The sequence below is a fragment of the Xylophilus rhododendri genome, from assembly GCF_009906855.1.
In the GTDB taxonomy this organism is placed as follows: Bacteria; Pseudomonadota; Gammaproteobacteria; order Burkholderiales; family Burkholderiaceae_C; genus Xylophilus; species Xylophilus rhododendri.
On record NZ_CP047650.1, the window covers coordinates 4,219,609 to 4,233,876 of the forward strand.

13 protein-coding genes are annotated in these 14,268 nt (G+C 65.2%); 11 read left to right on the forward strand and 2 right to left on the reverse strand.

From position 1 onward, the window contains the following. Positions 1-90 precede the first annotated feature (90 nt). From GT347_RS19445 to ntrC, 8 genes are all read left to right on the forward strand, one after another. A complete protein-coding gene (locus GT347_RS19445; RefSeq protein ID WP_407704109.1) occupies positions 91-1,092 on the forward strand; it encodes a YVTN family beta-propeller repeat protein in 1,002 nt (333 codons plus the stop codon). Further along, positions 1,079-1,864 (forward strand): polysaccharide deacetylase family protein, encoded by a 786-nt coding sequence (locus GT347_RS19450; protein ID WP_160553772.1) that lies wholly within the window; start codon positions 1,079-1,081, stop codon positions 1,862-1,864. The genes GT347_RS19445 and GT347_RS19450 overlap by 14 nt, the downstream gene beginning before the upstream one ends. Positions 1,865-1,904: 40 nt before the next feature. Next, positions 1,905-2,945 carry a sterol desaturase family protein gene (locus GT347_RS19455; RefSeq protein WP_160553773.1) on the forward strand — a complete coding sequence of 347 codons (1,041 nt, stop codon included), beginning with the start codon at positions 1,905-1,907 and terminating at the stop codon, positions 2,943-2,945. Positions 2,946-3,014: 69 nt separating this feature from the next. Further along, entirely contained in the window at positions 3,015-3,863 is an 849-nt protein-coding gene (locus tag GT347_RS19460; RefSeq protein WP_160553774.1) for a competence/damage-inducible protein A, read from the forward strand. A gap of 172 nt (positions 3,864-4,035) precedes the next feature. Then, entirely contained in the window at positions 4,036-5,451 is a 1,416-nt protein-coding gene (glnA, locus tag GT347_RS19465) for a type I glutamate--ammonia ligase (RefSeq protein WP_160553775.1), read from the forward strand. A gap of 172 nt (positions 5,452-5,623) precedes the next feature. Beyond that, the gene (locus GT347_RS19470; RefSeq protein WP_160553776.1) at positions 5,624-6,145 is read left to right on the forward strand and encodes a hypothetical protein; all 522 of its coding nucleotides are present in this window, start codon (positions 5,624-5,626) and stop codon (positions 6,143-6,145) included. Then, positions 6,142-7,239 carry a nitrogen regulation protein NR(II) gene (gene glnL, locus GT347_RS19475; protein WP_160553777.1) on the forward strand — a complete coding sequence of 366 codons (1,098 nt, stop codon included), beginning with the start codon at positions 6,142-6,144 and terminating at the stop codon, positions 7,237-7,239. Before GT347_RS19470 ends, glnL begins: the two co-directional genes overlap by 4 nt. 43 nt (positions 7,240-7,282) lie before the next feature. Next, positions 7,283-8,848, forward strand: a complete 1,566-nt coding sequence (gene ntrC / locus GT347_RS19480) for a nitrogen regulation protein NR(I) (RefSeq protein WP_160553778.1) — start codon at positions 7,283-7,285, stop codon at positions 8,846-8,848. Between the two features lie 15 nt (positions 8,849-8,863). Here the strand turns inward: ntrC and xth are convergent, their stop codons facing one another. Next, positions 8,864-9,643, reverse strand: a complete 780-nt coding sequence (xth, locus tag GT347_RS19485; protein WP_160553779.1) for an exodeoxyribonuclease III — start codon at positions 9,641-9,643, stop codon at positions 8,864-8,866. Positions 9,644-9,714: 71 nt separating this feature from the next. Between xth and GT347_RS27615 the strand changes: the two genes are divergently transcribed. Next, positions 9,715-9,909: a hypothetical protein gene (locus GT347_RS27615; protein WP_229722389.1), complete on the forward strand. Its 195-nt coding sequence runs from the start codon at positions 9,715-9,717 to the stop codon at positions 9,907-9,909. 114 nt (positions 9,910-10,023) lie between these two features. Here GT347_RS27615 and GT347_RS19495 read toward each other — a convergent pair whose 3' ends face one another. Beyond that, a complete protein-coding gene (locus GT347_RS19495) occupies positions 10,024-11,361 on the reverse strand; it encodes a UDP-glucose dehydrogenase family protein (RefSeq protein ID WP_160553781.1) in 1,338 nt (445 codons plus the stop codon). Positions 11,362-11,570: 209 nt separating this feature from the next. Between GT347_RS19495 and GT347_RS19500 the strand changes: the two genes are divergently transcribed. Together GT347_RS19500 and GT347_RS19505 are read left to right on the forward strand one after the other, a co-directional pair. Then, positions 11,571-13,259, forward strand: a complete 1,689-nt coding sequence (locus tag GT347_RS19500) for a lipopolysaccharide biosynthesis protein (protein ID WP_160553782.1) — start codon at positions 11,571-11,573, stop codon at positions 13,257-13,259. 16 nt (positions 13,260-13,275) lie between these two features. Further along, positions 13,276-14,265: a glycosyltransferase family 2 protein gene (locus GT347_RS19505; RefSeq protein ID WP_160553783.1), complete on the forward strand. Its 990-nt coding sequence runs from the start codon at positions 13,276-13,278 to the stop codon at positions 14,263-14,265. The last annotated feature ends 3 nt before the right edge of the window (positions 14,266-14,268 follow it).

Below are 14,268 nucleotides of genomic sequence, written 5' to 3' on the forward strand. Positions count from 1 at the left end.
TCAAGCCGGGCGTTTGTTACGACTGCCGCTGAACCTTCGCCCGAATCCCGCCCCTTACACTCTCCGGTTGCCTTGCCACTGCGCCACTCGATGTTGATTGCTCGTTCTCTCGCCCGCAGCACCGCATTCGCGCTTGCTGCACTGTTTGCCAGCCTTGCCCATGCGGAGCCCGCCCTGCCGGTTCTGCGTACACCCATCTTCGTGCTGAACTCGCTCGACGCCAGCGTCAGCGTGATCGACCCGGCGACCTGGACCGAGAAGGAGCGCATCCCCACCGGCAAGGAACCGCATCACCTCTACCTGACGCCGGACGAGAAATCGATCATCGTCGCCAACGCGCTGTCGGATTCGCTGACCTTCCTGGACCCGCGCACGGCCCAGGTCCAGCGCACGGTGCGCGGCATCGTCGATCCCTACCAGCTGCAGTTCTCGCCCGACATGAAGTGGTTCGTGACGGCCGCCAACCGGCTGAACCACGTCGACATCTATCGCTGGGACGGCCAGGACTTCACCCTGGCCAAACGTGTCGCCACCGGCAAGACGCCCAGCCATCTCTTCATCGACAGCAAGAGCCAGACCCTGTATTCCTCCATGCAGGACAGCGACGAACTGGTCGCCATCGACATGGCCACACAGGCGATCAAGTGGCGCACCAAGACCGGCGCCATGCCGGCCGACGTGTTCGTGGCGCCGGACGACCGCACGCTCTTCCTGGGCCTGACCGGCAGCGATGGCGTGGAGGTATACGACGTGGGCGGGCCGCAGCCGAAGTTCCTGCGCAAGATCGCCACCGGCCGTGGCGCGCACGCGTTTCGTGGCGCTGGCGACGGCCGCCATCTCTTCGTCAGCAACCGGGTGGCCAACACCATCAGCAAGATCGACATGCAGACCCAGACCGTGCTGGCCAGCTACCCTGCGCCAGGCGGCCCGGACTGCATGGACCTGACGGCCGATGGGCGTTTCATCCTGGTCACCTCGCGCTGGGCGCGCAAGTTCACCGTGGTCGACACGGTGACTTCGAAGGTGGTGATGCAGGTACCCGTGGGCCGCTCGCCGCACGGTGTCTGGACGCTGGAACATGCGCGGCGTTAAGCCGCTGCTGCTGGCGCTGGCGGCGGTCTGCGCCACGGCCGGTGCGGCCACCTGCGACAAGCCCGTCTACCTGACCTTCGACACCGGCCACATGGGCATCGCGCCCCTGGTCGCCGATGTACTCAGGCGCGAGCAGGTCCACGTCACCTTCTTCGGCGCCAACGAGCCCACGAAGGAGGGCGACGGCAGCCTGGGCGATTACTGGGCGCCCTGGTGGAAGGCGCGTGCCGCCGAGGGCCACGAATTCGCCTCCCACACCTACGACCACGCCTACTGGCGCGGCGATGTCAAAGGTAGCCGGCCGGTGAAGTTCCGCCTGCGTCCGAGCGCCGGCCCGCAGTCCGGCAAGGAATCGGTGGTGGATGCCGCCGCCTACTGCGCCGAGATCCAGCGCGCCGAAGACCGCATGCAGGCCATGACCGGCCGCAAGCCCCTGCCGCTGTTCCGCGCCCCGGGCGGCAAGACTTCGCCGGCGCTGCTGGCGGCGGCGCGCCAGTGCGGTTATGCCCATGTAGGCTGGGCGCCCGCGGGTTTCCTGGGCGACGAACTGCCGAGCGAGACCTTCAGCAACAAGGCCCTGCTCGACAAGGCCCTGCGCGACATCCGCCCCGGCGATGTGCTGCTGGCCCACCTGGGCATCTGGTCGCGCAAGGACCCGTGGGCGCCGGCCAATCTCGAACCGCTGATCCAGGGCCTCAAGCAGCGCGGCTTCTGCTTCGCCACCCTGCGTGAACATCCCGACTACCGGGCCTGGATCGCGCAGCATCCCTGAATCCGCCTGAACCGTTTGTCCGTTCGCGACTCCACAGCACATGGAATTTTTCGCCAACGTCTTCTCCGTCGCCCAGCAGTGGCTGTTCGAAACCGTGGTCCAGCCGCTGATGTTCATGCTGGGCATGTCCGGCATGATCGAGGACGCCTATGACGGCACCGGCTGGCTGCTGATCGGCCTGATCGAGGTGGCGATCCTGATCGTGGTGATCGGCCCGCTGCAGCGCTGGCGGCCGGCCGAGCCGGTGCGCGACCGGCGGGCGATCCGGGTGGACATCCTCTACACCCTCATCTACCGGGTCGGGCTGTTCCGGGTGGTGCTCTTCCTGGCGGTGCAGCCCTGGTTCGACGAGCTGTTCGGCTGGCTGCGGGTGAACGGCCTGCGCACTTTCCAGCTCGACGACCTGTGGCCGGGCGTGACCGACATCGCCGTGGTCAGCCTGCTGCTCTACATCCTGGTTTTCGACTTCCTGGAATACTGGATTCACCGCGGCCAGCACCAGCTCGAATGGTGGTGGAAGCTGCATGCGCTGCACCACTCGCAACGCCAGATGACCATGTGGAGCGACAACCGCAACCACCTGCTCGACGCGGTGCTGCACGATGCGATCGTGGTGGTGGTGGCGCAGCTGATCGGCGTGCAGCCCAGCCAGTTCATCGCGGTGGTGGTGCTCTCGCAGCTCAGCGAGAGCCTGCAGCATGCCAACCTGCGGGTCTGGTTCGGCCGCATCGGCGAGCGGCTGTGGGTCAGCCCGCGGTTCCATCGCCGGCACCACAACATCGGCGTCGGCCACGAATGGCCGCTGGCGGCCGACGATGCCGCCGCCCGCAACACGCCGCGCGGCGGTCACGAAGGCGACGGCATCCCGCCGGTCGGCACGGCCTACGGCGGCTGCAACTTCGGCGTGCTGCTGCCCTGGTGGGACATGCTGTTCCGCACGGCAGACTTCACCATCCGCTTCGACCCCACCGGCATCCGCGACCAGGTCGAGCCCGACGAACACGGCCGGGTGCGCGATTACGGCGAGGGCTTCTGGGTGCAACAGTGGCTGGGCGTCAAGCGGCTGTTCGGCCGCGGCTAGGAGCCTGGGGCAGGCAGGCGGCAAGACCGCTGCAAGGCAGGCGTCACCGGCTCGGGCTAGGATGCCGGGATGACGACCTCCCAGACCCTCCCCACGGACGGCAAGCCGCCCGTCTTCGGCCTCATCATCGTCGGCGATGAGATTCTGTCGGGCAAACGTGCGGACAAGCACATGCCCAAGCTCATCGAATTGCTCTCGGCCCGCGGCCTGCAGCTGTCGTGGGCCGACTATGTGGGGGACTCGCCCGAACGCCTGACGGCCACGCTCCAGCGGGCCTTCGCCAGCGGGGATGCGGTCTTCAGCTGCGGCGGCATCGGCGCCACGCCGGATGACCACACCCGGCAGTCCGCTGCAAAGGCCCTCGGCCAGGAACTGGTGCTGCATCCGCAGGCCGAGAAGCTGATCCTCGAACGCGTGCAGGACGTCGCCCGGGAAAGCGGCCTGCCTTACGAGCCCGAGCGGGCCGACAACCAGCACCGGCTCAACATGGGTGTGTTTCCGCAGAGCGCCCGCATCATTCCCAACCCCTACAACAAGATCCCCGGCTTCAGCTGCAAGGGTCCGGGCGGCGGCGAGGTGCACTGCGTGCCGGGTTTCCCGGTGATGGCCTGGCCGATGATGGAATGGGTGCTGGAAGACCGCTACTCGGCCTTCTTCCACCGCAGCACCTTCGAGGAGCGTTCCATCGTCGTCTACGGCGCGATGGAGTCCCTGTTGACCCCCCTCATGGTGCGTATCGAAGCCGACCATGCCGAGGTCAAGGTGTTCAGCCTGCCCAGCATGGACCATCCTGTGCACGGCCGGCACATCGAGCTGGGCGTCAAGGGAGAGGCAGCCGCCGCCCGTGCGGCCTATCCCGCGCTGCTGGCCGGCCTGCATGTGCTGGGCGCCAAATTGGGCCCCGAAATGGTGCGATAGACGGGTGTCATATTGGTGCGTCGCCATTGCGCCAAAAGCGTGCATTTTTCTCTGCCGACACAGGCACAATGCCGCGCTGGTGGCATGGCCTTGTGCACCAGCTTTGGCACAGAAACTGCATCCGCCTCCTGCCAGCCTTACCAACGAGCATTCAACTTTCTGGAGATTCCTGATGGCCAAGACCGTCGCAGACGTGATCAAGATGGTGAAAGAGAACGAAGTCAAGTTTGTTGACTTCCGCTTCACCGATACCCGCGGCAAAGAACAACACGTCACCGTGCCGGTTTCGGCCTTCGACGAAGACAAGTTCACCTCCGGCCACGCTTTCGACGGCTCGTCCATCGCCGGCTGGAAGGGCATCGAGGCTTCGGACATGCAGCTCATGCCCGACCCGAACACCGCCAACATCGACCCCTTCTTCGAAGAGCCGACGCTGATCCTGACCTGCGACGTGATCGACCCGGTCGACGGCAAGGCCTACGAACGCGATCCCCGCTCCCTGGCCAAGCGCGCCGAAGCCTACATGAAGGCTTCCGGCCTGGGCGACACCGCCTACTTCGGACCGGAACCCGAATTCTTCGTCTTCGACAGCGTGCGCTGGAAGAACGACATGTCCGGCTGCTTCGTCAAGATCGACTCGGAAGAGGCGTCCTGGAACAGCGACAAGGAATACGAACACGGCAACACCGGCCATCGTCCGGCGGTCAAGGGCGGCTACTTCCCGGTGCCCCCGGTCGACAGCTTCCAGGACATGCGCTCGGAAATGTGCTTGGTGCTCGAAGGCCTGGGCATCCCGGTCGAAGTGCATCACCATGAAGTGGCCAACGCCGGCCAGATGGAACTCGGCACCAAGTTCAGCACGCTGATCCAGCGCGCCGACTGGGTCCAGCTGCAGAAGTACGTGATCCAGAACGTGGCCCATGCCTACGGCAAGACCGCCACCTTCATGCCCAAGCCCATCGTCGGCGACAACGGCTCCGGCATGCACGTGCACCAGTCGGTGTGGAAAGACGGCAAGAACCTGTTCGCCGGCGACGGCTATGCAGGCCTGTCGGACTTCGCCCTGTACTACATCGGCGGCATCATCAAGCACGCCCGTGCCCTGAACGCCATCACCAACCCCGGCACCAACAGCTACAAGCGCCTGGTGCCCGGCTTCGAAGCCCCGGTGAAGCTGGCCTACTCGGCCAAGAACCGCTCGGCCTCGATCCGCATCCCCTTCGTGGCCAACCCCAAGGGCCGCCGCGTGGAAGCGCGTTTCCCCGATCCGCTGATGAACCCCTACCTGGGCTTCGCGGCCCTGCTGATGGCGGGCCTGGACGGCGTCGAGAACAAGATCCACCCGGGCGAAGCCGCCACCAAGGATCTCTACCATCTGCCGCCGGAAGAAGACGCGCTGATCCCCACCGTCTGCCACAGCCTGGACCAGGCCCTGGAACACCTGGACAAGGACCGCGCCTTCCTGACCAAGGGCGGCGTGTTCACCGACTCCTACATCGATGCCTACATCGACCTGAAGATGCAGGAAGTCACGCGTTTCCGCATGGCCACCCACCCGGTGGAATTCGACATGTACTACTCGCTGTAAGGCGAGCCGTCCGCTTCGGCGGACGTGCGACAGGGGCGGCTTCGGCCGCCCTTTTTCTTTTCTGCAGCGGTACGGGTCGTCGATGGGTGGCGCCGCCGCGTTAAGACGGCTTTGAACGCGGCGCGGCCGAATGGCGCCATACTGCCGGGTTCCAGCGCGGAGCAACTTTTCGATGATCCAGGTCTTCCGGTCTTTCAGTCTCGCCTGCGCAGCCGCCGCGCTGCTGCTGGCCGCCAGCGGCGCCGCCGTGGCGCAGGAGCGCATCTACCGCTGCGGCAACGAATACACCAACAACGCGGCCGTCGCCAAGCAGCGCGACTGCAAGGTGATGGAGGGCGGCAACGTCACCATCGTGCAGGGCACACGCGCGTCCGGCGGCTCGGGCGCTTCGGGCGGCAATGTCGGCGTGGTGACGGCGCCTGTGTCGAACGCGGCCCGCATCGACGCCGACCAGCAGCGCGCCCGCGATGCCGATGCCCGCTCCATCCTCGAGAACGAGTTGCGCCGCGCCCAGGCGCGCCAGGCCGAGCTGCAGAAGGAATACAACAACGGCGAGCCCGAGCGCCAGGGCGCCGAATCGCGCAACTACCAGAAATACCTGGACCGCGTGGCCGACCTCAAGGCCAGCATCGCCCGCAACCAGAGCGACATGGAAGGCATCCAGCGAGAACTCGCCCGCCTGCAGACCCGATGAGCCTGCGTATTCCCGGCGTGGGCAAGCGGCCGGCACCCAAGGCTTCCGAGCGTTACCAGTCCTTCGACCTGCTGGCCACGCTGGTGGCGGTGGTGGGCGCCAAGGGCGAGGTGCTGTTTGCCAATGCCGCGCTGGAGGATGCGATCGGCACCTCGCGCCGCACCATCGAGGGCACCTCCTTCGCGGAACTCTTCGCACAGCCCGCCCTGCTGCAGAACGCCCTCAACGGCGCCGAGAGCAACGAATTCGCCGCCCTGCGCTACGACGACGCGCTGCACCGCGCCAACCACGAGAGTTTCCCGGTCCACGTCATCGTGGCGCCCAGCGACCGCAAGGGCGAGATCGTCATCGAGCTGCTGCCGATGGAGCAGCAGGCCCGGCAGGACCGCGAGGAGCGCCTGATCGACCAGACCCAGGCCAACAAGGAACTCATCCGCAACCTGGCCCACGAGATCAAGAACCCGCTGGGCGGCATCCGCGGCGCGGCGCAGCTGCTGCAGATGGAGATCGAGTCGCGCGACCTGGTGGAGTACACCCAGGTCATCATCCACGAGGCCGACCGCTTGCAGTCGCTGGTCGACCGCCTGCTGGCGCCGCACCGCCGGCCGCACCTGGTGGGCGACGTGAACATCCACGAGGTCTGCGAGCGGGTGCGTTCGCTGATCGTGGCCGAGTTCCCGCGCGGGCTGCGGGTGGTGCGCGACTACGACACCTCCATCCCCGAGTTCCGCGGCGACCGCGAGCAGCTGATCCAGGCCGTGCTCAACATCACCCACAACGCGGCACAGGCCCTGGCCGAGCGCATCGCCGACGGCGACGGCCGCATCGTGCTCAAGACCCGCATCGCGCGCCAGGTGACCTTCGGCAAGCAGCGCTATCGATTGGCACTGGAATTGCATGTCATCGACAACGGACCCGGCGTGCCGGACTCGATCAAGGACCGCATCTTCTACCCGCTCGTGTCGGGTCGGGACGGCGGCTCCGGGCTGGGACTGACCCTGGCGCAGACCTTCGTGCAACAGCACCATGGACTGATCGAGTGCGAAAGCGTCCCAGGGAAGACAGATTTCAAGCTGCTCATCCCGCTGCCGTGAACACCTGAGCCAAAACGATAACTGACTGGGCGATAAGCAAGACATGAAGCCGATCTGGATAGTAGACGACGACCAATCCATCCGCTTCGTGCTGGAAAAAGCCCTGCTGCGGGAAGACCTCCCCACCCGCAGCTTCACCAATCCGCGCGAAGTGCTGGCGGCCCTTGAAGAGGCCGGCGAAGACGATCCCGACAACCAGGGCCCGCAGATCCTGGTGAGCGACATCCGCATGCCGGGCGGCTCGGGCCTGGACCTGCTGGAAAAGGTCAAGGCCAAGCACCCCGGCCTGCCGGTCATCATCATGACGGCCTTCTCCGACCTGGACAGCGCCGTGTCGGCCTTCCAGGGCGGCGCCTTCGAATACCTGCCCAAGCCCTTCGACCTGCCCAAGGCGGTGGAGCTGATCCGCCGCGCGGTCGAGGAAAGCCAGCGCGAGGAGATCGCCGAAGAGCGCATGGCCGCGACGCCCGAGATGCTGGGCCAGGCGCCCGCCATGCAGGACGTGTTCCGCGCCATCGGCCGGCTGTCGCAGAGCAACGTCACGGTGATGATCACCGGCGAATCCGGCTCCGGCAAGGAACTGGTGGCGCGCGCCCTGCACAAGCATTCGCCGCGCGCCAACGGCCCCTTCGTGGCGATCAACACGGCCGCCATCCCCAAGGACTTGCTGGAGAGCGAACTCTTCGGCCATGAGCGCGGCGCCTTCACCGGTGCGCAGACCATGCGCCGCGGCCGCTTCGAACAGGCCGAGGGCGGCACGCTGTTCCTGGACGAAATCGGCGACATGCCCTTCGACCTGCAGACCCGCCTGCTGCGCGTGCTGTCCGACGGCCACTTCTACCGGGTGGGCGGGCACAACGCCGTCAAGGCCAATGTGCGGGTGATCGCCGCCACCCACCAGGACCTGGAGAACCGGGTCAAGGAAGGCGTGTTCCGCGAAGACTTGTTCCACCGCCTCAACGTGATCCGCCTGCGCCTGCCCGCGCTGCGCGAGCGCCGCGAGGACGTGCCGACGCTCACCCGCCACTTCCTGCAGCAGAGCGCCAAGCAGCTCGGCGTGGAGCCCAAACGCATCTCCGACGGTGCCCTGGCCCGCCTGGCCACCTTCGGTTTTCCCGGCAATGTGCGTCAGCTGGAGAACATCTGCCATTGGCTGACGGTGATGGCTCCGGCGCAGGTGATCGAACCCAAGGACCTGCCGCCCGAGGTTTCCGGCGCCGAGCCGGCCGCCAGCGCCGTCCTCGCCGCGCCGGCCGCGCCCCTGGTCGGTGGGTTGGCGGCAGCATCGCCACCCGCCTATGCACCGGTCGCGGCGATGCCGCTGCCGTCTTCGGAAGGAGTGCGTCCGGTGCAGCCGGCCGCGATGGAGCCGATGACAGCGCCTGGTGTTGCCTCCGACAGCTGGGAGCAGGGCCTGGAAGCCGAGGCCCTGAGCCTGCTGGCCGAAGGCCGCAACGATGTGTGGGATCAGCTCTCGCGCCGCTTCGAATCGCGCCTGATCCTGACGGCGCTGGCCAGCACCCGCGGCCGCCGAATCGAGGCGGCCCAGCGCCTGGGCATAGGCCGCAACACCATCACCCGCAAGATCCAGGAACTCGGCCTGGAATAAGCGGGCAGGGCGGGTTCAGGCGCCCAGTTCCAGCACCACGGGGGCGTGGTCGCTGGGCTGCTTGTTCTTGCGCGGCGCGCGGTCGACCACGCAGCCCTTGACCTGGGGCTTGAGTGCATCGCTCACCAGGATGTGGTCGATGCGCAGGCCGCGGTTCTTCTGGAAACCCAGCATGCGGTAGTCCCACCAGGAGAAGGATTTCTCCGGCTGCTCGAACATGCGGAAGGCATCGCTCAGGCCCAGGTCGAGCAGGCTGCGGAAATGCGCCCGCTCCTCGCTCGTGTGATGAATGGTCTCGCGCAGGCCCACCGGGTCGTAGCTGTCGCGGTCGTCCGGCGTGATGTTGAAGTCGCCCAGCAGCACCAGTCTTTCGTGCTGCGTGAGTTCCGCCTGGACCTGCGCCCGCAGCGCGTCGAGCCAGCGCATCTTGTAGGCGAACTTGTCGCTGCCCGGCTCCTGTCCGTTGACGAAATAGCCGTTGACCACACGCAGCGGGCCCTGCGCCGTCTCGACGGTGCAGGTGATGACACGGCTTTGCTCGTCCTCGAAACCCGCGATGTTGCGGCTGACCGAGGACAGCGGCGCAAGGCTCAGGATCGCCACGCCGTTGTAGGTCTTCTGTCCGAACGAGACCGCTTGATAGCCGGCTTGCTGCAGCACATCGAGCGGGAACTTGTCGTCGGTGAGCTTGAGCTCCTGCAGGCACAGCACATCGACCGGGTGGGCGATCAGCCAGTCGAGGACCTGGGGCAGGCGCACGGCCAGTGAGTTGACGTTCCAGGTGGCGATTTTCATGGCTTGTGGGTAGCTGCGGTGCGCCGCGCGTCCAGGGACGGGCGCGCGAAAGCCGCAAAGTCTACCGCGCCATGTTGCAGCGCCAGACCACGGTCAACATCATGCCGATCCCGGCGATCAGCAGCGCCGGCACCGAGATGCCCGATTCCGGCGTGACCCGGGCCGCCTCGCTGTCGAGAAACACGGAGGCCGCGGAAACCGCCGATGCGCAAAGCGCCAGCAACAACATCGACACGATGAACTTCATGTTCCTGCCGCAAAAATGAACCGTGGAGCGGTGGCAGCCCGCGCCGCCATGAGGAAAAAATTGTGCGGTGCGCCATTCGGCGCGGCAATGGCTACACAAGACCAGCCATGCCGCGCAGCGCGCCGCCTCAGGTTCAGGGCCTGCCGATGGAGAGGTACTCCAGGCCGAAGCTGCGGATGAGCTGTGGATCGTAGAGGTTGCGGCCGTCGAAGACGAGCTTGTCCTTCAGCGCTTCGCGCAGGGCGTCGAAGTCCGGCGTGCGGAACTCCTTCCACTCGGTGATGATGATCAGCGCGTCGGCGCCTTCGAGCGCGGCGCTTGAAGAGTCTGCGAAAACCAGCCCCTTCTGCGGCGAACCGTCCTCGCTCAGAAGCACCCGCTGGGCCTCTTCCGATGCCACCGGATCGTAGGCTCGCACCTGTGCTCCCATCTCCAGCAGGGCGGCGATCACCACCCGGCTGGGCGCTTCACGCATGTCGTCGGTGTTGGGCTTGAAGGCCAGGCCCCACATGGCGAACGTTTTGCCGCTCAGGTCCTTGCCGTAGCGGGCGACGATCTTCTCGGTCAGCACCCGTTTCTGGGCGTCGTTGACCGCTTCGACCGCATCCAGCATGCGCGACGGCTCGCCCGCATCCGCGGCGATGCGGATCAGCGCCTTGACGTCCTTGGGGAAGCAGGAACCGCCGTAGCCCGCGCCGGCATACAGAAACTGCGTGCCGATGCGCGGATCGCTGCCGATGCCGACCCGCACCAGTTCGATGTCTGCGCCCAGGCGCTCGGCCACGCGCGACAGCTCGTTCATGAAGCTGATGCGGGTGGCCAGCATCGCGTTGGCCGCGTACTTGGTGAACTCGGCGCTGCGGATGTCCATCACCATCATGCGGTCGCGATTGCGCACGAAGGGCTGGTAGAGGGCGCGCAGCAGCAGGATGGCGCGTTCGTCCTCGGCACCCACGACCACACGATCGGGCCGCATGAAGTCGGCGACCGCGGCGCCTTCCTTCAGGAATTCCGGATTCGAGGCGACCGCGAATTCGAGCTGCACGCCGCGCTTTTGCAGCTCCTCCGCGATCGCGGCCTTGACCTTGTCGGCCGTGCCCACCGGCACCGTGCTCTTGTCGATGACGACCTTGTAGTCGGTCATGGACTTGCCGATGTTGCGTGCCGCGGCCAGCACGTACTGCAGGTCCGCCGAGCCGTCTTCGTCCGGCGGCGTGCCGACGGCGATGAACTGCAGGGTGCCGTGCGACACCGCTGCTTCGACATCCGTTGTGAACTCCAGCCGGCCTGCGCGGGCGTTGCGCTGCACGATTTCCTGCAGCCCCGGCTCATGGATCGGGATGCCGCCGGAATTGAGGATTTCGATCTTGCGCGAATCCACGTCGAGGCACACCACATGGTTGCCCATTTCGGCCAGGCATGCGCCCGTGACCAAACCCACATAGCCGCTGCCGATGATGGTGACTTTCAATTTTCTTCCCTCTGGAGTTGTTGAGAACAGGAATGCGCCGACGCCGGGCCTGCAACGCAGGCGCAAATGCCGTGCCCGATGAAATTAATAGCAAGCACTCACTATTTGTGTTTTTGGCCGGGAACAGCTGCTGTCGTGAAAGCTGTCGATAATGGCATTCCCGAAGTATCCTGCATGCGTTGCGCGCTGGCATGACAAGTGTGGGATCCATGCGCTTCGCGACTCGCGGCCGCATGGCTGCGGCGGCGTCGGATCGAGAAGTTCCGACGGGGCCGGGCAGTCCATGGCAAGAAATCTTGGGCGGCCCTACGCTGACGAGTTGTTCCACGCCAGAAGCTGCCGCTACCGACGCAGGGGTCGATCCGGTCCGTGACTATTTCCAAGGAAAACATGCAATGAAGGGCGGCTTAGGGAAAGCCGGAGTCTCGGCCGTCAAATGGAGCGCGATCTCCACCGTGGCACGCTTCGCACTCCAGCTGGTTTCGCAGATCATATTGGCCCGCTTGCTCGGTCCGGATAATTACGGCATTTTTGGAATCGGCATGATGGTGCTCCTGCTGAGCAACTTTCTTTCCAATTTCGGCTTCGCCTGGAATCTCCTGCATCGGCCCACGGTGACCGATGAGGATATCCGCTTCGCATTTACCTGGCAGGTGATGATAGGGCTGGTGTCGATGTCCGTGGTGTTTCTTGCCGCGCCGTGGATCGCCGACTATTTCCGCGATCCGCGGGTATTGCCGGTGATCCGCTGGCTGTCTCTGGTGTGTTTTCTCGCCGCGTCTTCCGCGACCGCGAACATCCTGCTGCAGCGCGCGCTCAATTTTCGCGCCGTCGGCATCATCCAGATTCTCAGTTATGCCGTCGCCTACCTGGGCTTCGGCATTCCCATGGCGCTGCTCGGCGCCGGTTATTACTCGCTGGTCGCTGCCTGCGTCGTGCAGGCGGCCGTTCAGCTGGTGGCCAATTACTGGGCCTATCGGCACACGACGCGGCCGCTTTTCAGCTACGCCGGCAGTTCGGCAGCGTTCAGTGCCGGCGGCACGGTGTTCCTGACGAATATCGTCAACTGGTGGCTGAGCAATATGGACCGCATCATCATCGGTCGCCTGCTCAATGCTCATTCGGTCGGCTTGTATTCAGTCGCCTATAACCTGGCCACCATGCCCAATACCTTGTTGCTGGGCGCGCTGCAGAGCAGTTTCATGTCGGCGGCAGCGCAAATGAGTGGGGAGCGGGAGCGGCTGCAGCGGGCATTTCTGCAAATTCTTGCCACCATCTGGATTCTGGGTTTGCCGGTCTTCGCCATCATGGCGACCCTGTCATTCGACCTTGTCGCCGTTTTGTACGGGCCTCGCTGGGCGGAGACCGGTTGGCTGTTGTCCATCCTGCTGCTTGGTATGCCGGCATTTGCCAGTTGGGGTGTATCGACCCCTATTCTTTGGAATACCAACAGGAAAAACTACGAGTTCCTGATGCAGTTGCCGGTTGTGTTGCTCGGGAGTGCCGCCTTATATCTCTGGACGCCGCTGGGGGTGCGCGCGGTCGGCTGCATCGTGACCATTCTGTTTTTTCTGCGCATGATGCTGGTCACCGGCGCTGCGCTGAAGGCTCTGGACCTGAAGTTTTCGGTTCTGGCCGGGCCCCTGGCCCGTGGCCTGGCGTTGACCGCGCTGGGCGTGTCGGCCGCGCTGGTGGGGCCCTTGTGTTTCGGCCGCCATGGCGCGCACCTGGCCTCGCTGGTGTTGGGCGGCTGCCTGGCGACCATGGTCTTTGTTGCGGCCGTGCTCTATCTGCCGCACCTGATTGGCGACACGGCTGCGCAGATGCTGGTGCGTTTTTCGCCGAAACTCGGGTTCTTCTGGCAGGCACGCCGTCGTCCCCTGGCGAGCGCGGAATAATACGAGAGACCTGGCCATGCTGTTTACTGTCGTCATACCGCTGTACAACAAGGCGCCGTATATCGCGAGCACCTTGCACTCGGTTTTTGCCCAGAGTTTTGAAGATTTTGAAGTCCTGGTGGTGGATGACGGCTCCAAGGATGACGGCGCCGCCGTCGTGGAGCAAATCCAGGACAGCCGTCTGCGGCTGATTCGGCAGGCCAATGCCGGTGTGGCCTGTGCTCGCAATCGCGGCATTGCCGAGGCCCGCGGCGAATGGATCGCCTTTCTGGATGGCGACGACTGGTGGCACCCGGAATATCTTGCCACCCAGCGCCAGTCCATGTCCCTATTCCCTGCGGTCGATGTCGTATCCACCGGGTTTGTTTCCCGCAAGGATTCGAAAGACTGGACGCCCGAGCCATGGCTGCTGCCGAGCCAGGATGTCCCGCGCACGCTGGTGCACGACCTGCCGGCGCAATGGCTGCGCAAGCTCTCGTTTTTCACCGGATCGGTGGCGGTGCGTGCCAGCAGGCTGCATGCGATGCAGCCGTGTTTCCCGGAAGGCGAGACCAATGGGGAGGATATGGACCTGTGGTTCCGGCTGGGCGAAGGCGGCGCTATCGTGACCTTGCCGCTGCCCTTGGTTGCCTACCGGGATGCCGCCAGCGAAAGCCTCAGCGCGCTGCATAACTACAAGGGCATGCCTCCTTATCTCACCCGCATGCAAAACCGTGCCTTGTCCGGCAATCTGGATGCCGGACTCGCGCGTTCGGCAATGGCATTCGTGGTCCAGGAGCAGGTTTCCATGGCGCGCAGGGCTTTGATGGCCGGCCGCCGCGGACCCGCCATGAAATGGCTGTGGAGTGCCGGCAAACGTTCGCTTTCCAATAAACGCTGGTGGGTGACGTTGGGCATGACCTTGTTTGTTCCGGCCAAGGCGGTGGCCGCCTGGCGCCTGTATTGCAAACGCCGTGCTTATCGCCAGATCACCGATTCGCTGCCCGGCGCGCCAGCACAGGATTGAACA